General features: G+C 49.4%; 20 protein-coding genes. 13 read left to right on the top strand and 7 right to left on the bottom strand.

Features of this window, described 5'->3' with window-relative positions; genetic code table 11:
* The first annotated feature begins 83 nt into the window (after positions 1–83).
* Positions 84–980, top strand: coding sequence for an MFS transporter (locus ACTOY7_RS19380; RefSeq protein WP_482672332.1), 897 nt, complete (start codon positions 84–86; stop codon positions 978–980).
* Positions 981–1,280: 300 nt separating this feature from the next.
* Here ACTOY7_RS19380 and ACTOY7_RS19375 read toward each other — a convergent pair whose 3' ends face one another.
* On the bottom strand, positions 1,281–1,550 hold the full coding sequence (locus tag ACTOY7_RS19375) for a type II toxin-antitoxin system Phd/YefM family antitoxin (RefSeq protein WP_300885903.1): 270 nt from the start codon (positions 1,548–1,550) through the stop codon (positions 1,281–1,283).
* Positions 1,551–1,688: 138 nt separating this feature from the next.
* On the opposite strand from ACTOY7_RS19375, the gene ACTOY7_RS19370 reads away from it, so the two are divergent.
* Both ACTOY7_RS19370 and ACTOY7_RS19365 read left to right on the top strand, forming a co-directional pair.
* Positions 1,689–1,805 carry a nucleotidyltransferase domain-containing protein gene (locus ACTOY7_RS19370; RefSeq protein WP_482672331.1) on the top strand — a complete coding sequence of 39 codons (117 nt, stop codon included), beginning with the start codon at positions 1,689–1,691 and terminating at the stop codon, positions 1,803–1,805.
* Between the two features lie 45 nt (positions 1,806–1,850).
* The gene (locus ACTOY7_RS19365; RefSeq protein WP_160282290.1) at positions 1,851–2,840 is read left to right on the top strand and encodes an asparaginase; all 990 of its coding nucleotides are present in this window, start codon (positions 1,851–1,853) and stop codon (positions 2,838–2,840) included.
* 31 nt (positions 2,841–2,871) lie between these two features.
* Here ACTOY7_RS19365 and ACTOY7_RS19360 read toward each other — a convergent pair whose 3' ends face one another.
* The 3 genes from ACTOY7_RS19360 to ACTOY7_RS19350 form a co-directional block, all read right to left on the bottom strand.
* Entirely contained in the window at positions 2,872–4,155 is a 1,284-nt protein-coding gene (locus ACTOY7_RS19360; RefSeq protein WP_482671363.1) for a glycoside hydrolase family 5 protein, read from the bottom strand.
* A gap of 2 nt (positions 4,156–4,157) precedes the next feature.
* Positions 4,158–4,751: a hypothetical protein gene (locus ACTOY7_RS19355; protein WP_482671364.1), complete on the bottom strand. Its 594-nt coding sequence runs from the start codon at positions 4,749–4,751 to the stop codon at positions 4,158–4,160.
* A 255-nt stretch (positions 4,752–5,006) separates the two neighbouring features.
* Positions 5,007–7,082 (bottom strand): TIM-barrel domain-containing protein, encoded by a 2,076-nt coding sequence (locus ACTOY7_RS19350; protein WP_482671370.1) that lies wholly within the window; start codon positions 7,080–7,082, stop codon positions 5,007–5,009.
* A gap of 215 nt (positions 7,083–7,297) precedes the next feature.
* On the opposite strand from ACTOY7_RS19350, the gene ACTOY7_RS19345 reads away from it, so the two are divergent.
* From ACTOY7_RS19345 to ACTOY7_RS19315, 7 genes are all read left to right on the top strand, one after another.
* Positions 7,298–8,662, top strand: coding sequence for an MATE family efflux transporter (locus tag ACTOY7_RS19345; protein ID WP_482671365.1), 1,365 nt, complete (start codon positions 7,298–7,300; stop codon positions 8,660–8,662).
* A gap of 542 nt (positions 8,663–9,204) precedes the next feature.
* Positions 9,205–9,486, top strand: coding sequence for a putative quinol monooxygenase (locus tag ACTOY7_RS19340; RefSeq protein WP_160282292.1), 282 nt, complete (start codon positions 9,205–9,207; stop codon positions 9,484–9,486).
* A gap of 747 nt (positions 9,487–10,233) precedes the next feature.
* Entirely contained in the window at positions 10,234–10,551 is a 318-nt protein-coding gene (locus ACTOY7_RS19335) for a PadR family transcriptional regulator (RefSeq protein WP_160282293.1), read from the top strand.
* Positions 10,548–11,147: a DUF1700 domain-containing protein gene (locus ACTOY7_RS19330; protein ID WP_160282294.1), complete on the top strand. Its 600-nt coding sequence runs from the start codon at positions 10,548–10,550 to the stop codon at positions 11,145–11,147. The genes ACTOY7_RS19335 and ACTOY7_RS19330 overlap by 4 nt, the downstream gene beginning before the upstream one ends.
* Positions 11,128–12,213, top strand: coding sequence for a DUF4097 family beta strand repeat-containing protein (locus ACTOY7_RS19325; protein ID WP_300823779.1), 1,086 nt, complete (start codon positions 11,128–11,130; stop codon positions 12,211–12,213). Before ACTOY7_RS19330 ends, ACTOY7_RS19325 begins: the two co-directional genes overlap by 20 nt.
* Positions 12,214–12,556: 343 nt before the next feature.
* A complete protein-coding gene (locus ACTOY7_RS19320) occupies positions 12,557–13,612 on the top strand; it encodes an FIST signal transduction protein (RefSeq protein ID WP_300823780.1) in 1,056 nt (351 codons plus the stop codon).
* A gap of 77 nt (positions 13,613–13,689) precedes the next feature.
* Positions 13,690–14,640: a methyl-accepting chemotaxis protein gene (locus ACTOY7_RS19315; protein WP_160282297.1), complete on the top strand. Its 951-nt coding sequence runs from the start codon at positions 13,690–13,692 to the stop codon at positions 14,638–14,640.
* A 160-nt stretch (positions 14,641–14,800) separates the two neighbouring features.
* On the opposite strand, the gene ACTOY7_RS19310 is transcribed toward ACTOY7_RS19315, so the two are convergent.
* Together ACTOY7_RS19310 and ACTOY7_RS19305 are read right to left on the bottom strand one after the other, a co-directional pair.
* Entirely contained in the window at positions 14,801–17,371 is a 2,571-nt protein-coding gene (locus ACTOY7_RS19310; RefSeq protein WP_482671366.1) for an FAD-dependent oxidoreductase, read from the bottom strand.
* Between the two features lie 79 nt (positions 17,372–17,450).
* Entirely contained in the window at positions 17,451–18,038 is a 588-nt protein-coding gene (locus ACTOY7_RS19305; RefSeq protein ID WP_482671367.1) for a TetR/AcrR family transcriptional regulator, read from the bottom strand.
* Between the two features lie 315 nt (positions 18,039–18,353).
* On the opposite strand from ACTOY7_RS19305, the gene ACTOY7_RS19300 reads away from it, so the two are divergent.
* From ACTOY7_RS19300 to ACTOY7_RS19290, 3 genes are all read left to right on the top strand, one after another.
* Complete coding sequence (locus tag ACTOY7_RS19300; RefSeq protein WP_300885159.1) at positions 18,354–18,869, top strand: FAD-dependent oxidoreductase; 516 nt, start codon at positions 18,354–18,356, stop codon at positions 18,867–18,869.
* 192 nt (positions 18,870–19,061) lie between these two features.
* Positions 19,062–19,946: a LysR family transcriptional regulator gene (locus ACTOY7_RS19295; RefSeq protein ID WP_482671368.1), complete on the top strand. Its 885-nt coding sequence runs from the start codon at positions 19,062–19,064 to the stop codon at positions 19,944–19,946.
* 87 nt (positions 19,947–20,033) lie between these two features.
* Positions 20,034–21,539, top strand: coding sequence for a carboxypeptidase M32 (locus ACTOY7_RS19290; RefSeq protein ID WP_482671371.1), 1,506 nt, complete (start codon positions 20,034–20,036; stop codon positions 21,537–21,539).
* Positions 21,540–21,704: 165 nt separating this feature from the next.
* Here the strand turns inward: ACTOY7_RS19290 and ACTOY7_RS19285 are convergent, their stop codons facing one another.
* Positions 21,705–22,427 (bottom strand): hypothetical protein, encoded by a 723-nt coding sequence (locus tag ACTOY7_RS19285; protein WP_482671369.1) that lies wholly within the window; start codon positions 22,425–22,427, stop codon positions 21,705–21,707.
* Positions 22,428–22,863: the final 436 nt, after the last annotated feature.

Below are 22,863 nucleotides of genomic sequence, written 5' to 3'. Positions count from 1 at the left end.
TTTTGAACTATCCGGTGCTCCCTGTATGAAGCATGATTGATGCAGGGAACACCACAAAAATTAGTTTATTACTAAAAAAATGATTGAGACGCTACACTAGTGTACCATTGATTCAAACCAATGAGAATCTTACAAAGGCAAATGCAATAGTGAATCAAATAACTTCATTATCAGGGCTTTTAGCACCATTTTTGGCAGGGATTTTTTATAGCATATTTGGAAAAGAATATTTTCATTATATCATGTTCCTGTGTACGGTATGTTTTTTATTAGCTGCTAGTGTTGAATTGCACTTAACTATACCATTACAGATTCAACATTGTTATGATAGTATGGTAGATGTTTTTAAATATGATTTTAAGGATACTTTAAGGTTGATTTTGAAAGAAAAGCAACATATAGGGGCAGTTATGCTGTTAAATGCATTTTTCATGTTCTTGATTCAGCCTTTTTTGTCCATAGGAGTCCCATATATTATAAGTGTGAAATTGGAACTTGATTCTGTTTGGAACGGAGGCGTGCAGGTGTTTCTTGGAATATTGGGTATAGCTGGGGGATTTGTAGCGGCAGCTATTACAGGAAAATTTCAAATTAAGAATATATATAAATTATTTATTGGTATGGGCTTAGCAATGATTCCAGTTTCACTAATGATTTTAAAACATAATTCTGCTAAGAAAACTTATTTTATATTAACTCTATCAGCAGGAGCGATTATTTTTCTGGCGAGTATAGCAGGAACATATATTGTTTCAGGAATTCAAAAAGTCAGTCCACAGAATATGCTGGGGCGGGTAATGGCAATTTTTGCGACTATTAATAATTGTGCCCTTCCCATTGGTGTGTGGTTGTATGGGATTATCTATGAAAAATTTGATAAACAGTTATTTGGGGTTCTGATCATTACTGCTGTTTTCATTATATTTGGAAGTATAAAGGGAAAGAAGATTTATTGGATTCTGCAACAAGAATATAATTAAGTTTTTGCTTGGGAAATAGTAATTGTGAGGTAAGTATAGATGAAATTTGCTAGGGGAGGTGATTGAAAATGGATAAGAAAAAACTAGGTTGGTGTATCATTATTCTTAGTGCCGTTGTTTCGGCGTATAGTACATCTTATCCTTGAAAAGCAAAAATGAAACTCTTCGGGAATTAAGGGAAGTTCCGCTTTTTCTCGGAATCGGCTACAGGCATTTTCTGATGATATTAAGCGGGTTTGTGGATATGGGCGTACTGGAAAAAAATGAAGAAGGATATAGGATCAAAGATTATGAAGCGCTTCAGGAGTTGGCGAAAGACAGGTATTTGATTTGAATCACATCAAGAGTCAATTGTATACAATTCTTCAAAAAACGGAAAACGCTGCGGCATTTGACAGAGAGAACGTATGGAGGTCGTGATTTCTCTCTGCGGTTATAAGTTTCAATATCCATAACGACTAAATCTCCCCCGCCGTTCTTGGTAAGGGAAATCGGCTCTGCAGTCTTTCTGCACAGATCGGCAATCTCGTTGTAGTTCTGGCGGATTGCTGCGCATGGACGAATATTCATAACAAAACCTCCTCATTTATTAGATAGCAAAATTTTATTCATGAAGAAGCGGATTAGACGGTTGTTAAAGTAAGGAATAAAGAGTATACTGATAACGAAAATGATTCGATCTGTGCAGATGCGTCAGCAGACGTAAAATTGCATCAGCACAGCTTTTTGTACGGTTCCTGTGTCCGTGGAGACTACAGGAAAGATTCAGACGCGGATACTGTGCCGCTTACAGGATACGGCTGCACAGAAGTAAAAATAGGATGACGGCCTGGATGTAATTGCAGCATGGAAAAGAGGTTAACCACACAAATGCAGAAAAATTTACTCATAATCGCCACCGGCGGAACCATCGCTTCCAACAAGACAAAGAAGGGGCTTTCCCCGACTTCCACTGGAGATGATCTGATCTCTCAGATCGCAGGTCTGCCGGAGGACTGCAGGCTTCATGTCCTGCAGCTCATGAACATTGACAGCACCAACATGAAGCCTGACGGATGGATGGCGATTCAAAAGGCGATTGCGGAAAATTATGATACATATGACGGCTTTGTCGTGCTCCACGGCACAGATACCCTGGATTATACAGCGGCGGCCCTGTCCTATCTGATTCAGAACAGCCCGAAGCCGATCGTGATCACCGGCTCGCAAAAGCCCATGTCCCACCCTTATACGGACGCGAAGATCAACCTTTATCAAAGTATTTTGTATGCCCTGGACAGCGGGTCTTGTGATGTCAGCGTCGTGTTCGGCGGCAGGGTCATAGCCGGCACAAGAAGCCGCAAGCAGAAAACCCGGAGCTTTGACGGGTTCACCAGTATGAACTTTCCGCTTCTGGCGCGGTTTCAGGACGAGGAGATCATCCGTGTATTTCCTGCGGATAAGCCTTTCGGGCCGGTTCGCTTCTACGATCATCTGGAAGGAAATATTTTATCCATAAAACTGATTCCAGGCATGACGCCGGACTTTTTCAGGCTGCTCAAGGAGCAGTACCAGGGCATCATTCTGGAAGCATACGGGCTGGGAGGGATTCCCAATTTTGACCGTTCCTACGAGGAGGCGATCTTCGACTGGATTCATTCCGGAAAGATCCTGGTTATTACTACGCAGGTTCCGGAGGAGGGATGCGATTTCAGCGTATACGAGGTGGGCCACATCTACCACAACCACCCGCTGATCCTGGAAGCGGGCAACATGACGCTGGAGGCCATCAGCGCGAAGCTGATGTGGGCTCTGGGGCAGACGAAGGAGCTGGGAAAGATCAGGGAATTGTTTTATCGGAGGATTAACTTTGACTGCTGAAAAGAATATATGAAAATGCAATGCTCTCAATCTATTCAACCAACATTGCAAGCCTTGTGCTGTCGCCAAAGAGTATTCCGATCTCACCCTTGTATTTCCTCAGCATCCGATACACCCATCTCCCGGATTCGCTGAGATCCTCCTGGGTAAACCCGCTGGTTTTCCCGCAGCCGCTTTTCAGCATCGCCGAAGTTTCATCCTTATTAGAAAGATTCCATGCGATGTAACTTATCCCATATTTATCTAAAGTTTCTATCCACAGATCTGCCTGCGCTGTGTCAATGGCGCCGTTTCCGCTTGCGTCACAGATCCCATACTCCGATACAAAGACCGGAAGTCCGCTTTCTACAGATCCGATCAGCTTCCCGCGCAGGTCGTCGGTGTGGGTTGCGGCATAAAAGTGAAGCGTATACATGATATTTTCATAGCTTGCTATGGGATCCGCAGCCGCCTGGTCTATATACTGTGACCAGTTCGGAGTTCCGACCAGGATCACTGCATCCTCATCCTGAGCGCGGATGACGGAAATCACCTGCTCGGCATACGCTTTGATCTCTCCCCAGGAGGTGCCGCCGTTCGGCTCATTGCAGATCTCGTACAGGACATGGTCTGATTCTGCATATTTTTCCACCATTTCCCCGAAAAATGCTTTCGCTTCCTCCAGGTACATATTGGGGTTGGAATCAGACAGGATGTGCCAGTCAATGATCGCATACAGATCCTGCCGCTCGGCAAAGGATACTCCGTCATGGATCAATTTTTTCAGAGCTTCCCGGTCTCCGCCCGTACAATAGCCGCCGTACTCAGCGGTATACATGGCAAGGCGGATTACATTTGCCTGCCAATCCTCACGAAGCTGCCGGAAGCAGTCCTCATTCACATAATCTGGAAACCAGGCCAGACCGTGGGTGCTGATTCCACGCAGCTGTACCGGATGGCCGTTTTTGTCCACAAGCTGTGTGCTATCGACACGGAGAGCGCCGTTTAAGGAAGGGCAGGCAGGACCGGGGACTTTGGTTTCTTCCTGTGACTGCCCGCTGGATGTACGGTCAGCCGAAGAATCCGCGGCGCCGCCAGCAGCATGGTCCGAAGACTCGGCATCAGAGGCACTCTCTTTTTTGTAAGCAGTTGTCGTATCAGAATCCTCCGTATTGCTGTCTGACACGTCAGAATCCAGTTCGCTCTGCCGGGAGGCATCCGATCGTGTGTCCTCCGGCGCGGCTTCGTGTTCCCCGCGAGTTCCGCAGCCCTGTGACAGGAGCATAGCTCCGGATAAAAGTGCTGTGCATAATAAGATACGAATGAATTTTTTCATGTTTATATTCCATCCAACGTCAGAGTGATGTGAGACGCCTTCCACTCTGCGCCGTCCTTTTCCATTAATACGGTCCCGGATGCTTTTGCGGCAGGATCCCCCGCAGAGGTTGTGATCTCCGCAGAGAAATCATAGCATTCCTCTTCACCGGGGCGTTTTGTGAGTTCCACATCATCGGCGCTGATATCAGAACCGAAATCTTTAGCCAAAGCAGCACTGCGGTAAATCGTTCGGCTCATTGTAAGGTCTTCGATACAGGCATTCGTCATGAATCCGCCAAAACGGTCTGTGAGATGCCTCATCAGTTCGCTATCATTGCCGGATATCAGTCCAATGCCGCTGCTTTCCGCTGGTTCCGTAAGAGCCGCGGACATCGCCGCGTCAAAATCTTCTGCCTGCTCCATGGTGCAGGAGAGGAGAAGCTCCAGGGCCGTCTGCGACCGCTGCTCAGGACCGCCGTCCTTCTGCCTGCATCCGACAGCCGAGACAGCGATTACAAGGATCAGAATGACCGGAAGGATATACCGAAGCAAATTTACAAAGTTCCCCTTTTTCTGAATGAGCCTGGTTTTCTTGTGCCTTCTTAAACTTAACATATGAGCCTCCTTTCCGCCGCGTTGGAAACGGCATATATGATACGATGTTTGTTGATTTTATTTTAATTCATATATGAAGCCGATACAATACCTTTTGCGTGAATGCAGTGATTTCGTGTTTCAATTAAATCAACTGCCGCACCAGAGCATGACCTCTGACGCGGCAGCTTTTTTGCGGTATAAAATCATATCCTGATCTGTCTTACATTCAAGAAGTAAGGTATTGTAATTGATTCAATCCTTAAAATGAGTTTTTCAATTTCCATTCCTCAGCGTCCGGTAATTCTCTTCCTTCTCATACTCCTTCCCCACACCGTCGTCCTCGTAAAGCGTGTACTCCGCTCCAGCATATCCCAGCATGGTCAGATGCTCCGTATCCAGCGCGTCCACATACTCCGCGGCATCTGCGACCGGGACGCACTTCCCGCCGCGGATGAAAAGCGGCACTTCATTCAACGCGATCTCCACATAATGATGCCCTTTTGCCAGGACTTCCTCCGAAATGGATCCGCCCGGCAGGAACTTGACGAACTTCATTTCCTCCGGCAGGTACACATAACGCCCCTGCGCGTTCTGGGTGTAGACCGGCGCGATCATGACCTCATTTCCGAGCATCATCTGGTCCTCCACCTGTGCGGCCATGGAATCCTCCGGATACACAAACGCCAGCGGCTTGAAATACAGATCGTCATTCAGCGCGGCCTTCATATACTCGCTGTATAAATAAGGAATCAGGCGGTAACGTACTCCGACCACATGGCGGAAGTCGTCAAGATCCTCGAACTGATAGCATTCCTGATCTCTGGTTCCCGCGGCGGCATGGTCCCGCATCAGCGGGGTAAATACGCCAAGCGCCAGCCAGCGCAGCAGCAGATCTCTCGTGGTGTCCGCTCCGAAGCCGCCCAGGTCCGCTCCGGTATACAAAAATCCGCACATGTTCAGAGACGGCAGCATTTTCAGGTTCAGCAGGATGTGGGACCACCAGGACTTGTTGTCGCCCATCCAGATTCCGCCGTAGCGGTGCATTCCAATATAGGAGGAACGGGAGAACATGAGGAAACGTTTCGACGGGTCAATTCGTTCAAACGCCTCGCCCGCAGCGCGGGTCATATAGTACCCAAACAGGTTGTGCACCTTGTCGTGGCGAATCCGCTGCCCGTTCACCGTATGATAAAAACGGCGGTAATCCTCCTTGCTGTTTGCCAGCCCTCCGATCTTTCCCATCAGCGGCCAGATGGAAGCGCCGGCGATTTCATTTTCCGCGCTGTCGTTGGTATCCGATGTAGGAGCAACAGCCAGTGTCCCCGCGTTGACCCCGCTGTTATGATCTTCATTTTCCAGAAATGCTTTGAGCATCCCTTTCAGCTCTTCGATGCCCTCCGGGGTGTAGAAGATCGCAGGCTCATTCATATCATTCCAGAAGCCCTCAATCCCCTGATCTATTAGAATCCGGTACTTATCTCCGAACCACGCGCGGGCCTCGTCATTGAGCACATCCGGGAAATGGGTATTCCCCGGCCAAACCGCCGCCACGAAGTCGCTGCCGTCCTCACGCTGGCAGAAGTAGCGGTTCTTCACGCCCTCCTCATACACGTCGTAGCCGTCCTCCACCTTGACGCCCGCGTCGATGATGGGGATGAGCCGAAGGTTTTTGTCCTTCATTTCCTGTACAAATTCCGGAAAATCCGGGAAATTTTTCTCATTCAGTGTGAAATCCTTAAAATCCTGCATATAGTCGATATCCATATAGACCATATCCAACGGGATGTTATTTTCCCGATAGCCGTCCGCGACCTTACGGAAATCCTCCTTGGTCTTGTAGCCCCATCGGCTCTGTCCAAAGCCGAAAGCGTATTTCGGCGGGATATAGCTTCTGCCGATGATCTTCCGGAACTGCTTTACGATGTCGTAGGGTGTATCGCCTTCGATCACGAACAGGTTCAAGTCTGCCTCCGCGCAGGACACCTGCATCGTATCCATCCTGGTATATCCGATGTCAAATGTCATGGCGGAGGGATAGTCGAAGAACAGCCCGAAGGTTTCCTTTCCGGACACCACGATAAAATTGTGGGCTCCGTAGAGGGAACGCTTGTCCTCCGTGTGGTTGGGGTCATCCGTGCAGTCGCTGATATAGCAGTAGCCCCGCTTGTTCAGCCCCCGGCTGGCCTCCCCAAGCCCGTATACGATATCCGTTTCTTCCATCTTATAAGTAAAACAAAATCCATTCCCGGTATCAATTTTACCGTAGGCCGGTGTCCCTTCCCCGGCTGGCACCTCCGCTGTCACAGCATCTGTAGAAAATGGTGTTCCATACACATACTTTCGAATCATCATGTGTCCTCCTTCTATGATATATTGTGCTGCTGATTTATTTACAATAATTATATTATAATATACTTTTGTGGGAAATACTTACACTATTTTATGAAATATATACGATATTTTGATTTTTTGGTTGTCAGCATAAGGAATTAACGATATAATAGGGAGAAAAGCGTTACAAACTATTATTTCTATGTGAGAAGCTGATAAGGAATACTGAAGCAATGAGCCAAAAAGCAATGAATCAAAAGGAACTTTCCTTTTATAAGCGGTTTTTTACATTATATATTGCCCTGGTGCTGCAGAATGTGGTGACATTGAGCGTTAATCTGGCGGATAATGTCATGCTGGGCGCATACAGTGAGACCTCCCTTGCGGGAGTGGCGGCAGCAAATCAGATCCAGTTCGTGTATCAGATGCTGCTGGCCGCTTTTGGGGAGGGCATGGTCATCCTCGGAAGCCAGTACTGGGGAAAACAGCAGACAAAGCCCATGAAAAAAATCGCGGCCATGATGATGCAGCTCGGGCTGGCGGTGATGGTGGTTTTATTTGTACTGATCAGCCTTTTTCCGGAGCAGGGGATCGGGCTGTTTACTACGGACGGGCCGATCATTGCAGAGGGAGCGGGATATCTGCGGCTGATCCGTTTTACCTATCTGTTCTTTGCGGTGACCCAGCTTTTGCTGGCCGTGCTTCGGAGCATGCAGATCGTGAAGATCGCGCTGTACCTCTCGGCCATGACATTTTTTGTCAACTGCGGCATCAATTATATGCTCATCTTCGGACGCTTTGGCATGCCCGAGATGGGGACGGCAGGAGCGGCGGTGGGGACACTGACCGCCCGGATCCTGGAGACTGCCGTGCTGATCATTTATATTGCAAAGACCGAAAAAAATCTGTGCCTGCGGGTGCGGGATTTCTTCCAGTTTGACCGTCTGCTCTGGAAGGATTATATCAAGGTGACTCTGCCGATCCTGGTGACAAATGGTCTGTGGGGGGTGAACACGGCTTTGCAGACGGCCATCCTGGGACACATGACCGCGGCGGCGATCGCGGCAAACAGCGCCGCTTCCAATCTGTTCCTCCTGGTAAAATCTACTGCGGTCGGCGCGGCTTCCGCTGCGGGAGTGATGATCGGAAAGGCCATCGGCGGCGGGGATATGGAGCAGGTGAAGCAGTATGCCAGGCGCCTTCAGAAATTATTTCTCGGGATCGGGATCTGCTCCGGGATCGCCCTGTTTTTCCTGCGCGTCCCGGTGCTGGGCCTGTACGACCTGCGGCCGGAGACCAAGGCCATGGCAAATACGTTTCTCATGATCCTAAGCGCCGTGGATGTGGGGATGTCCTACCAGATGCCCACCAATACCGGGATCATCCGGGGCGGCGGGGACGCCATGTTCGTGGTAAAGATGGACCTGATCAGCATCTGGCTGATCGTGCTGCCGCTGTCATTTTTTATGGCATTCGTGGTGAAGGCATCGCCGGCAGTGGTGGTGTGGTGCCTCAATGCGGACCAGTTTTTTAAGTGCGTGCCGGCATTTCTGCGGTGCAGGTCGTGGAAGTGGATCCGGAAGCTGACCCGGGAATAAAGAAAAGGATGGGGCTGAACGGAACAGCCCCAAAAGAAACTCATACACATTGTTTTTCAGATGCTTTTTTCGCCTGGCAAAGTAAACGGAGCACAGGAGCGATCTCGGCATCTAAAAGTCTTTTATATTCTTCAAAGGACAAGCCACGGGTTTTCAGGCAATGGTCTTCTCTGATCGCGTGTATTTCGTCAATTGTAAGTGTAATATTATAAATTACTGGATGAGATGAATCAAGGTGAAATTTTTGATAGGATATTATTATTGTTCACGGTAATATTCTATCAGGCAGCATGCAGGTCAGAAAAGTGTATATGCTTTAGAACCATACCATTTCACAAGTGAAATTCTGAATCCACGAAAGTTATTTTTTGACGCTGAAAAAGGACAGAATTGGAGAATCCTTTATTCAGAAATCGGATTATACTTGTATCATACAAAAGCATGAATGTAAAGGAACCCCGGAATCAGCAGGTCTTTTCAATAGCATTTACAGAGAGAATGCAAGGGGCTCGCAAACAAATAAAAAGAAAGAAGGATGAAGCATGGTACTTGTAATCACAAAAAATACGGTAAAGGACAGAGACGCGTATCTGCCTCTGGCAAAGGCATTTACATCAGACGCGTCGCATGACAGGGGATGCCTTATGATGGATGTATGCGTGGATCCGGCGACAGTGGATGAAGTCGTTTTTGTATCCAAGTGGGAGGCGAAAGAAGACTTTCAGGCGCACGTCCAGGGGGAATCCTTTCAGAAACATATCCCAGGGATGACGCCCTATTATGTAGCCGGAACAGATACGATCCTGGAAATCCAGACAGATTAGGAAGCAACCTCCTTGTTTAAACCATGAAACTTGCGATTGACCTATTATAGGGGCTGTTGTAGTATAATAATATAGACAGGCAACTTGAGTGTCGGTCAAAGTGTTGAAATAAGGTGTTGTGCCAGAGAGCAGGATGCGTAATGTATATGATTGTGTGGTGGCTTTTGAGAAGCTGCTGAATAAAGAATACCATTTGATACTGGGAAGAAAAGGAATAGCTGTCTCATTGCAAATAAATTTTGGTAAAAAAGAATGCTTTCATTCTAATGGGGCTTCAATATCTAACTGACAGACCGGAATTGTTTCGTGACAGAGAAAAAATATTTGATTCGATCAGAAGCCGTCGGATAACAGCCGAACAGCTCCAGTCGTCAGACTTGTATCATAAAATAGCAGACAGAGTAGATATGCTGCCGCTCTTTTTTTCCGCAGGATAAAATGGATTATGCAAAAAATCAGGCATCGTGGACTTTACTTTTTAAGAAAAAAGTAACTCTATCAACAGGAAAAGAAGAGATCCTCTATGATAAGCTTAAAAAATGAATTTTGGATATCCGACTTATAGCATCTGAGCCCAAAAGCCCAGATGCTTTTTTATTGTTCGCGGCAACGATACTTTTTTCTTTTGATTTTCTTTAGAATATCCCTCTTGACAAAATATATTATACTTAATATAATATAAACAAATAAAATATATAGTTCAAAAAAACATATATTTTAAATCAATGTATAGAAAGGACTGATATCATGACATTTCCGTTGAATGCGCCTATGTTCGACCTGCTTGTCCTGTCGGTCATCGCGGAGTCTGACGCCTACGGCTACCAGATCAGCCAGATCATCAAGCGGGCAGCCAACACCAAGGATTCCACGCTCTATCCGATCCTGCGCCGTCTCCAGGAACAGCATTTCGTTGAGACTTATGACGAGCAGTATCAGGGCCGTAACCGGAAGTACTATACCATTACGGATTCTGGCAGATATTATCAGGAAGAACTGTCGAAGGAATGGGACCGTTACAAGACGATTATTGATGACATTGTGAAGGGAGGAACTGAAAAATGACCAGAGCAGACTACATGACGATACTTTCCCACAATCTGCGGCGCCTGCCGAAGGAGGACTACGACAGGGCCATAGAATATTTTGAAGAATACTTTAATGAAGCGGGGCCGGCACATGAGCAGGAGGCCATCCAGGATCTGGGCGCGCCGGAGGACGCTTCCCGGGAGCTGATCATGAATCTGGCCGAGAAGAACATCGGGGAACCGCCAAGAACCGTCAGGCGCGGATTCCACGCAGTCTGGGTGGGAATTCTGGGCGTGTGCGCCGCGCCCATCGCGCTTCCTCTGCTTTTGGCTTTGTTCTGTGTGATATTCGCGCTGGTTATCACCGTAGCAGCCGTATTGGGGAGCCTTTTCCTGACGGCGGTCTGCCTGGTCGGGGGAGCCGCGGTTGGCCTGGCAGGCGGATTTGCTCTGACATTCCGTACCTTTACGGATGGGATCGCGACGATCGGGTTGAGTTTTGTCACGCTGGGAATCGGGATCCTGTGCGTATACGGCTCCTTCCGTCTGTGCCGCTGGGCGCTGAGGAAGATGTCACAATCCCTGGGAAATATTATAAAAGGAGGACGCAGACATGAAAATAAACACGAATAAACTAATCAAGGTATCTCTCATCCTGATCGTCGTAGGCGCCGCGCTGCTGGCGGTCGGCCACCTGCTCGGCGGACGGGCGGGCGTTGCCTTTTCCGGAAATGGAGTGACATCCCCATATGCAAAACAGAAATCGTACACCTTGAAGAAAACAAAGATTGATTCATTTGCCGACACGGATATCCGGATCGGATCCTATGCGGATATCCGGATCCTGCCTTCCCGGGATGATCAGTTTTATCTGGAATATAAGCTGGACGGTGAGTACGGCGAACCCTTCTGGGAAGTGAGGGATGATACGCTGACCCTGACGCATACGGGCAGACAGAAGCAATTCGGTTTTGCTGTGAATTTCTTTTACCTCGGGACTTTCGGCATTCAGGACGGGATCAAGAATGCGGAGGTGAACCTGTATATCCCGGAGGGAGAGGAGATGGGACAGCTGAATGTGTATAACGATTCGGGAGACTTTTCCGCAGAGGATATGGCCTTCGGGGACGCGAAGCTGGAGATCAGCTATGGGGACGCGGAGCTCCGCGATGTGAGCTTTCAGGATCTGGAGCTGGATATGGAATCCGGCGATCTCAAGGCGGAGTCCGTGACCGCAGAGGACTTAATCCTGAAAAATGAATATGGAAATGTTACATTGAAGCAGATCAAGGTCGAAAATACAGAGGCAGAGCTGGAATCCGGCAGCCTGAAAGCAGACGCTTTCACATGTAATTCCCTGACAGCGAAAGTGGATTACGGCAACGTGGAACTGGACGGATTTTCTGCGGAAAAGGCGGAGTTTGTGCTGGAATCCGGGAACCTGGAGCTGGATGCCGAGGAACTGGCGGACCTGTCCTGCAAAAATGAATATGGTGACGTTGAGATTCGGCTCCCCCGGGATTTGTCGGAATATTCCGTGAATGCCCGCAGCGAGTACGGCAGTATCCATCTTCCCGACGGCGCCCCGGGACATCAGATTTCGGGAGATGGTGAGGCGGCTTATACGTTGGAAGGAAAGTCGAAGGGTACGATCACGGTCAAGGTGGAATCGGGAGATATTATACTAAGCGCCAGATAAATCTGCCGTACAGTTGGAATATTTTTCTACTGCTCCTTAGTGATAATAAAATAGTGATAGAAGCTCTGGCTCCATGAAGCCGCAGGTGAAAAAAATTTTAATTGACGTTCTATAGGTATTTCAACTATAATAGATTATAGAATCCGGTATTTCGACAGGATATGCCATTGCGCAGAAGATGTCCGCTGCAATCTGCGGGCGGTCAGGCAGCGTCCCGCAATAAAGGTCAGGTGAGATTGCAGTACGGTGTAACTGGAATACGGATGCACAATAAAAAGATATAAATCACATATATGTCTGACGAGTCGGACATCACTATTTCAGGAAAGAGGGATGCTGCATAATGAAACAGTTTTTTGGAATGAGCCAGCACGGAGACTTGAAGGAAGCGGCCCGGGGGGTGACCAGGCCGCAGTTTATTATGTTGCTTTCAAACGGAGATCAGTTTGAAACGCATGTGAAGGAACTGGAGGCGCTTTTCCCGGGCGTGCCGAGTATCGGGTGTATCGGCATGAGCTATGATACCAGAGTGGTAGAAAAGGGGGTCGGCGTCATTGCGTTTTCCGAAGGGGTCAGCGCCGTGGCTAATGTACTCGAAGAGGTTTCGGCCATGCCGGTAAAATACATCGACCGGCTGGAGCGGGATGTGAAGGCGGTGAGCGGTACGGAGCGCGATACGGTTTGTATCGATTTCTGCACCGGCAACGATGCCTGCGTTCTGACCACCATCTACAGCGTCTTAAAGCGCAGGAACATTTCCCTGGTAGGCGGGACCGGCGACGCGGGCAAGGTTTCTGCAAACGGCAGAGTCTATGAAGATGCCGTGGTCTATGGGATCATTAAGAACCAGAACGGCAGGGTCAAAGCATATAAGGAAAATATCTATCACCAGATGCAGAACCACCGCTTTATCGCCTCCGGAACAGATAAGACAAAATACATACTGGGAACCCTCAACGGCCGTCCGGCCAGACAGGTTTACCAGGACATCCTCAAGATCTCGGAGAAGGATATCACTACACAGACGTTTAAAAATCCCTTTGGAAAGCTGAACGGGGACGACACCTGCATCGTATCGATCAAGGAGGTGCAGGGTGACGCGCTTTGCTGCTTCAGGCAGGTCAACGACTCGGACGTCCTGCTGCTGCTGGAACTGGGGGATTACAGGGCCATTGTAAAAAATACGATCGGCAAGATCAAACACGACTTTCCAAATATTTCAGCCGTATTTTCCGTGAACTGCCTGTTCCGTTATCTGCTGTTCACGCAGGAACATTACATGCAGGAATATCTGAACGAGATGAGCGCATTGGGCAGACACGCAGGGTTTGTAGGATACGGGGAGCATTATAACAACCGTTTCGTAAACCAGTCCATGACCTGCGTGGTATTTGAATGATACAAGTGTCAAAAGAGTATTATAAGCGCCAAAATACCTTTTGACGCTTTCAGCATTTGAATAGGAGGGAAAAGAATATGGCATTTTGGAAAAAGAACAGGCAGGAGACAAAGAATATGCCTGTACACGATAAAAGCCTGAATCCGGTGCTGCATGTGATGAAGACCCTGAAGGACTATCACTCAGAGCTGGTGCAGAAGGAGGTGGATTCTCTGTGGGAGCTGGACCGGATCGGCCAGTCCTTCGGGCATGTACTCTCGGAGGCTGAGAGCTTTCAGGGGCGGCTGCAGGAGTTCGGGCAGAACTTCATGAGTATTGAACAGGTGTCTGGTGAATTTTCAGAAGTGAAGGAGAGCATCTCCCAGTCGGTCGTCCGCGCCCAGGGCGGCGTGGAGGAGTTAAAAACCAGTTCCATGCAGGTGGACTCTTACTTTAAAGAAATGGAGACTACGTTCGAGGATCTGCAGACCGCGGTGGAGACGATCAAGCGGTGCATGGGCAAGATCGTGTCTATCGCCGAGCAGACCAACCTTCTGGCGCTCAATGCGTCCATTGAGGCGGCCCGTGCTGGAGAGCAGGGGAAGGGATTTGCGGTGGTTGCGGTCGAGGTGAAAAAGCTGGCGGATGAGATCAAGGAGCTGACCGGCGAGGTGGATTCCGGCATCCAGGATGTGGAGCAGGGGACAGAACACCTCAACACGAACATCAACGCTTCCCAGGAGGCATTGGGAGAGAGCCTGGAGAAGGTCAATGAGACCTATGAGATGTTTGATGAGATCACCCAGTCTGCGGAAGGCGCTACGAAAGTACATAACGAGATTTCCGGTGTCATTGATGATTCCAAGAATGCGCTGGATATGCTGTGCGGTTTCTTTGAACAGATCAAGAGCCTGAATCAGGACGTGGTGAAGCATATCCGACAGGCGTCGCGGCTGGGAACGACCAAGAGCGCCATGTTTGAGGATATTGATAATCTGATGGCGCAGATCCCGCCGATTATAAAAGAATATACCTCAGAAGAGAAATGAGCAAATAAAGAGCTGTCCGAAAATGACATCTGCATACCATCTATTGCGGGTATGCGGTCATTTTCGGGCAGCTCCTTCTATGTAGAGAATAAATGTATAGCGATCCCACTGCGGCGCAGGGATCGCGGTTCCTTCACTTAGGGGATCCCGCGGCTTCAGATCAGCAGGTCGCCCCGCCCACTACATGCTTTTCTAATATCTGTTTTTTATCAATCTTGCTGTTCAGCAGCTTATCCTGTACATATTCAAAGCCCAGCCTTGCGATGGTATCCGCAAAACGTTCCCCGGACTGGCCTTCGTCCCGGAAAAACAGAATGGCCCGCTCCACCACGTCGATGACCTCCTCCTCGGAAGTGAAGATCCTGTCCAGCGAGCGGCCTTCCGCCACCTTCTTGCCCCAGCGTCCGCCGATATAGACTTTATAGCCGGTCAGGGATTCGGTTACGGCGCCGAAAGGACATTTTCCGATACAGCGTCCGCAGTGGTTGCAGCTGTCCGGGGTGATCCGGATCTTCCCGCCGTCCAGTTCCGCCACTTTGATCGGGCAGCTGTTCTGAACCTGACAGTTCTTGCAGCCCTTGCATTTGGACAGGTCGATCTCGGGCCGGCGCTGGCCGATGATGCCTAAGTCATTGAGATCCGGCTTGACGCAGTTATTGGGACATCCGCCCACCGCAATCTTGAATTTGTGAGGCAGGGATACGTCGTGGTATCCGATGTAATACAGCTCATGCAGCTTTTCGGAGAGCGCAAAGGTATCGATCAGCCCGTACTGGCAGGTCGTTCCCTTGCAGGATACCACCGGGCGCACCTTGGAGCCGGTACCGCCGGTTTTCAGCCCGGCTTCTGCCAGGAAATCAAAGAGGGCGTTCAGGTTGTCATAGTTTACGCCCTGGATTTCCAGCGTCAGGCGGGTGGTCATGGTGACTTCACCGGAGCCGAATTTTTCCGCCGCCTCCGCGACTTTTACCTGCTCCTCGGACGTGAGCTTCCCGTTCCGGGTGATGACACGGACATTGAATACATCGTCATACCGCTTATCCTGCAGGCAGCCCAGTCCTTTCACACGCTTGATCTCTTCTGCGGAGAGCTTGCTCCCGCTGCGGGGAACCTTTACCTCATTGAAGAAGGCGCCGCCTTCGAGAACCTTCGTGTTCGTGTAGCCGAAAGCTTTCAGACGGTTCTGCAGGAAATATCCTCTCTTGCCCTTGGCACATACGAGCAGCAGCGGAGTATCCTTTTCCAGCCCTTCGATGGGCCCGTTTACGGAGGAAAGGTCGATCCAGCGCGCGTTCGGAATTGCCGGAGCAGGCTGCACATCCAGGACCGTGTATCCCTTGGCCGCGCCGGCGATGAACTCGGCAGGAGTCATGGAATCAAAGATCCCGTCGATCTTATTTTCCAGAATATAGCATGCGGTGACAAAGGGATGGATGGCAGTGGAAAACGGAGGCGCATACGCGAAATCCAGTGTATCAAAATCATCCAGCTTCATGCCCTGGGAGGTTCCTACAACCGCGATATCTGTCAGCTTATCCACAGCGCCCGCTCCAAGAACCTGCAGGCCCAGCAGCTTTCTCGTGGAAGTTTCCGCTGTCAGCTTGATGAGAAATGAGGATGCGCCCGGATAGTAGTGGGCCTTATCGTCCACGACGCAGATCACCGAAGTGACCTCATAGCCGGCCTCCTTTGCCTGCGCTTCCGTCAGGCCGGTGCGTCCTCCGTTCAGAGAAGGAAGCAGGCGGACCACACCGGTCCCAAGGCAGCCGCCGTAGCCGTGTCCGGTTCCGTTCAGCGATTTTGCCATTGCCCGGGCTGCCAGATTGGCGGTGGAGCCCATGGCGGACCACTGGGGCTGACCGGTCAGTGCATTTTTTACCATGGCACAGTCGCCTGCCGCATAGACATCCGACAGATTGGTCTTCATATGGGAATCCACTAAAATGGTTCCCTTGAACATCTCCAGACCGGAATCCGCCAGAAATGCAGTGGCCGGGCGCACACCGATGGCCAGGATCACGAGATCCGCCGCCAGCGGGCCGTTGTCGGTCAGGACCTTTTCCGCTTTTCCATTGCCTTCAATCCCGTTCAGGCTGGTGGAGGTCAGCACACGCATACCAGCCGCTTTCAGCTGCTTTTTTGCGTAATCCGCCATCTCCGGATCGTAGGCATTGGGCATGATCTGGGGAGCCGCGTCAATGACGGTGACCTCCAGTCCAAGCGCCATCAGATTTTCCGCCACCTCCAGTCCGATAAAGCCTGCGCCGCAGACCACCGCTTTGCGGCATTTCTGCTCTTCCGCATAGGCTCGCGCGGACACCGCGTCGTCGGGGGTGCGCACACAGAAAACGCCGGGAAGGCCGACACCCTCCACCGGAGGTACAAAGGGAACCGCGCCGGTGGCAATGATCAGCTTGTCATAGCTTTCCGCAAATGCCTCTCCGGAAGCATTTTTCAATGAGACTGTCTTCGACGCGCTGTCGATGGAGACCGCTTCACAGCCGGTAAAGATCTCCGCGCCGGTCAATCCGGAATACTTCTTCGGCGTGTTGACGATGAGTGCCTCCCGGGTGGGGATATCGCCTCCGATATAGTAGGGAAGCCCGCAGCCCGCATAGGAAATGTCCGTCCCTTTTGTATAGACTTTCACCTCCGCGCTCCGGTCGCAGCGTTTCAGCTTTGCGGCCGCCTTGGTTCCGGCAGCTACGCCGCCGAGAATAACATACTTCATAAATGATCCTCTCCTTTCATTTGTAATGGATTCAGAACAGCAGGCCGTCAGGCGGTTTGCTGTTTTGCGCGTTTTCCAGTCACCTCTTTTGGTAGTGGTCCAGCAAAATATCCAGGATCCGCAGTGATTTTTCGGATAATACATAGGAGCCTTCATGCAGGCACCAGTCATAGATCAGTCCCCGGGTCGTGCCGAGGATGTCCTCCGTGATCAACGCGGCATCGCCTGCCAGGATGCCGGAAGCCACTGCTTCATCAATGATTCGGTAAAGTGTCCGGTAGAAAAAACGATCCGGATTTAAAATATATTTTTCGCTGGAAGAAAGCTGGTTTTTAAAATACTGCAGGGCAGCCATGACGCCCATATTTTCCATAGAACGCGCCTGCTCGGCGATCAAAAATCGGACTGCCTCCCTGGGGGAGTCTGGATGCCCGTTGTTCCAGACATCTTCGGACTCGTGGTCAAACAGGCGGTAGCCTTCATCCAGAATATTTTCCTTGCTTTTAAAATGATGGTAAAATGCGCCTACGGATACATCAGCCTCCGCACAGATATCCTGTACGGTTACATTTTCATAAGACTGCCGCGCAAACAGTGAAATTGCGCGGGAGAAGATCTTCTGCTTGGTTGCCAGCGCCTGTTTCTGCCGGTTCATCTGTGTGTTCATAAATGCTGAGCCTCCAATCATTACATACCGCGCCCCGGCCAATTACTACTCTCATTGGTCGGGAGAATCCGAATAAAAGCTGTAATCTTCCATCTGCTGCCCACCTATACGGATATCCCGCGGCTTTTGATGCTGCGGTTACTATAATAGAATATCACGTTTTTCACATGTTTTGCAATCTGGTTTTGGTGATATTTTACAAAATATCATTCGCCGAATTATATTCTGTGTCAATGGAAAATAAAAGGATTCTGTGTTAAAATAAATGCAGCTTACATGAATCCGGTGAATTTTCCGGAGGAATATGTGGCGGAGATGAAGTACCTGACAGAGGGGATCCACGAGCAGGGTTCGAAAATATTTATCCAGCTCACAGCTATGACCGGACGCGAGATCGCCTATATGCTGGGCAGGGAAGGCAAGAAAGTCACCCTTGTGGAAATGACGGAAACCATTCTCAATGCATTCGGCCTGTCTGCGGCAAACTACAATATGCTGATGGAACTGCTGGATCATTACCAGGTAAAGGTGATTAAAAACGCAGTGGTCGAGAGCTATGAAAACGGGACTGCCGTTGTGGTTGAGACGGAAAAGAATTACCCCAATACGGCGAACCGGGCGAAGCGGATGTTTGCGCTGGGGCCCCAGGGAATGAAGGTAAAGCACGAGATTCCGGCGGATCACGTGGTGGTATCGGTTGGCTACATCCCGGAAAACAGACTGTATGAAAAGATCAAGGGCGGCCATGTGCATCTGATCGGCGACGCGAAACAGCCGACCAACATTATGGACGCAATCTGGGCGGCTTATGAAACGGCCATGAACCTGTAAGGAATGCAGGAGAGATCCGGCCAATGCGGCGATGGGGCGGGCATCCAGCCCCACGCTGCAAGATGCCTATGCTGTATGTACATTCGGCTTTTGGGCATATATTTGATTGCATTATAGGGTTTGTGGTAATATAATTCAAATATATGATTTTTATAAAAAGCATAAATTTAACTTATGGGATGGGGATAGGATATGGATACATTTGAGAATCTCACAAAGTATAAAATTTTTCTCTCTGTCGCTGAAAACAAAAGCATATCCAAAGCCGCCGCACAGCTTTATATTTCCCAGCCGGCGGTTAGTATTACGATCAGAAAGCTTGAAGAAAACCTGAACACCACACTTTTCATCAGAAAATCAAAGGGTGTCGAGCTTACGGAAAAAGGAAGGCTGCTCTACGACCAGGCCAAAAAAGCGCTTGGTATGCTTTCGGATACAGAAAAAAGCCTCAGATTTCCGCTATATACAGGATATTTGCGGATCGCTTCCAGCAGCGTACTGTGCAAGCATTTTCTTATGCCTTATTTAAAAGCATTTTCCGGCTCATATCCGAACACGGAATTGGCGGTCACCTGTACCTCTTCTGCGGAGGCGTATTCCATGATAGAAGCGTGCGGCATTGACCTGGCGCTGGTGGTAAAACCGGAGAATGCGGGAGCGGCAGTCTATCATTCCCTGGGTGTGATCGACTATACATTTGTCTGCGCTCCGGCATACAGGGAAAAGCTGAATTGTAAGAATGATGAAATATTTGAATGCGCGAATATTATGCTTCTTGATCAAGATAATGTATCCCGTAAACACATCAATCGATACTACGCCAAAAACAACATCATTCCATTGCATATCCTGGAAGTGAATGAAATGGATATGCTGATTGAATTTGCCAAAATGAGCATAGGGGTATCCTGCGTTGTAAAACAATTCGTGGAACAGGAATTAGAAGCCGGAACGCTGATGGAAATTGCGTTGTCAAATCCAATTCCGCCCCGGGAAATCGGATTTTTGTACAACGATATCCAGCCGTTCAACGAAAATATTCTGAAATTTCTAAATATTGAAGGATGCAAAAAATGAGCGTTTATCTGATGCAAATGCGCTTTGACTGTGTTATGATTCTATTATGCCGTAGTTTGAATCAAAAAAAGAAAGGATGAAAAAATGATGAGCAGATTATTTGAGGAGTTCAGACAGTATTTATCAAAAATGCAGCAATATGACCATGTGACAAACCTGTTGTATTGGGATATGAGGACGAAGGCGCCGAAGCTGGGACAGGCCGCGCACATTGAGGCGCTGACACATTTTTCGGCAGAGAGTTTCGTGCTGTCCACGTCCGGGGAGCTGGGAGAGATGCTGGACAAGCTGGCAGAGCCCGGGGAATACGATGCTCTGGACGACACCTGGAAGTTCATCGTTGGCCGTATGAAACGGGATTTTGACCGGAACCGTCGGATTCCGGCGGACGTGTACGAGGCGTTTGTCCGGGCCCAGGCGGAATCCGGGACGGCCTGGGAGGAGGCAAAGCGGTCTTCGGATTTTTCCATCTATGCTCCCCATCTGAAGAAAATGATCGACATGCGCAGGGAGATCACGGGCTATACCGACCCGGGCAAAGAACTGTACGACGCCATGCTGGATGAATTTGAGGAAGGCATGGATTCCGCCACCATCGACCGGCTGTTCCAAGACCTGAAGCAGGAACTGATCCCGCTGGTTCAGAAGATTGCCGCAAAAAACCAGCCGGAGGACCCGAGATTTCATGTGTACTCCGACCCGGACGCCCAGAAAAAGGTACAGTGGATGCTGTTGGATTATATCGGATTCCGCAGGGACGCCGGGGCCGTGGACGAGACGGAGCATCCCTTTACTACCAGCTTTTCCTCAAAGGACGTGAGGGTGACCAACCATTACTATGAGCACGATCCGCTGTCCGCCATCTTTTCCGCGATCCATGAGGGCGGCCACGCGATCTTTGACCAGAACGTCAATCCCGAATACGACAAGACGGTAGCGGGAAGCTGCAATTATATGGGAATCCACGAGAGCCAGTCTCGGTTTTATGAAAACATCCTGGGCCGGAATAAAAACTTCTGGCTTCCCATTTATGACAGGCTGGGAGAGCTGCTTCCCCAATTCCGGGAGATTTCTCTGGATGATTTTTACCGTGAGATCAACCATGTAAAAAATAGCTATATTCGTATTGAAGCCGATGAGCTGACCTACTGCTTCCATATTATACTGCGCTATGAGATGGAGCAGGCCATCTTCCGTGACCAGGTTCCGGTGGAGGAGCTTCCGGCGCTCTGGAATCAGAAAATGAAGGAATATCTGCAGATTACCCCTGAAAATGACAGCCAGGGGATTCTTCAGGACGTGCACTGGTCGGACGCGTCCTTCGGATATTTTCCGTCTTACCTTCTGGGGAGCATTTACGACGGAATGTACCTGGATACGATTGAGCAGGAGCTTGGGTCTGTGGATGAACTGCTGGCAGCAGGAAAAATTTCCGAGATCACAAAGTGGCTCAACGAAAAGATTCACCGGTACGGAAACACGCGGAAACCGAAAGAAGTCATCCAGGCAGTCTGCGGCAGGGAGGTGTCGGCAGAACCGCTGATCCGGCATTTTAAAAAGAAATATGGAGAACTCTACGGGCTGACGGATTAGAATGGGCAGAGGAAAAGGGGCCGCGGCAGGGTGTGTAACTGCCGAAAGGTCCGCAAAGTGTCAGCGGTACTTGTCCGGAAATGCCTGAAACCCAACGTAGGTAAAGTCAAAGACCCCGCAGCCGGCTGTGATTGATCAGCTCGCTGCGGGGCATATAATCCGTTTTTATGGGGTCAGTACAATATGGTGTTGATCCAGTATTTCTTTCAGCCGTACAAGTTTGGCTTCATTCTTTGCGCGTTCGGCTTCTTTTTCTGCAAGTTCGGCTACCAGGTCTGTCAATTCCTTTTCGGTCAGCGGATTCTTTCGGTTCGGGTTCAGCTTGGGACGCAGCCGAAGCAGAACGTAGGGGATAAAGATCAGCAGATGTTTGTCACAGATTTCCTGCATGGAATAAGACTGAATCCTGACGGTAGGAACCTGGTAGATGTGTTGGCTGCCATCCTGGAAAATGATCCGGCACCGGAGGGTTTCCGGAAGCTCCCGGTTCTTTTCCGGATAAATCACTGCGGAACTCGGGAAGCGCATAATGAACCCGCCTTCCTGTTCATCTTTGGAAGTCGAATGCTGCATTGCAAAATGTATGTCATATGTAATCATGCGTATGACCATATACTCATCATTGTGCATCTGGCATTCCAGATGATAATAGTCGGTTCCGTTTACCAGAATCGCCGTATCGGAACGCCGGGAACTGGGCGGCGCGTCAGGGTCTTCAAGATAGGTGGAGGACACGGTAGAAAGCCGGATGACAGGCGTTCCTTTTGGATATTCCTTTCCATACACCTCTTTGAAGAGCGGAAACAACTGCTCCGGCATGACATCCACAATCGTATTGAAGATCGCATCCCATAAATTTTTGTCTTCAGGTCTAAAGTTTTTTACCATAAATAAAAATCCTTTCTTCTGTAAATATAGAAATCAATGGGCTGCAATTACTGTGAAATATGGCGAGACGCCAGAATTGCCGGACAGCCAGAAAAGCACGATCCGATTTGTATTCACCTGTTCAGTATAGCAGACAAGGCTGTGAATGTAAATGCTTTTTGGGATTATAATGTTACTGTGAATAGTAACAGTTACTGTTCACGGTGCCTTGCACCATGCTGCAAGGCATCCGGCCGGTAAAATAGCGGTTGCATGCATCCAGCCCCTCGCCGTCAGGCGACTTTTTAATGGGCTGGATGCGTTACAGTTCGCGGCCGGTTGGGCCGTGAACTGTAACTAGTGTAGCGTCTCAATCATTTTTTTAGTAATAAACTAATTTTTGTGGTGTTCCCTGCATCAATCATGCTTCATACAGGGAGCACCGGATAGTTCAAAA

The sequence above is a fragment of the Schaedlerella sp. genome, assembly GCF_056796775.1.
Note: the sequence above shows the minus strand (reverse complement) of the source record. Positions and strands in the feature narration are given on the sequence as shown.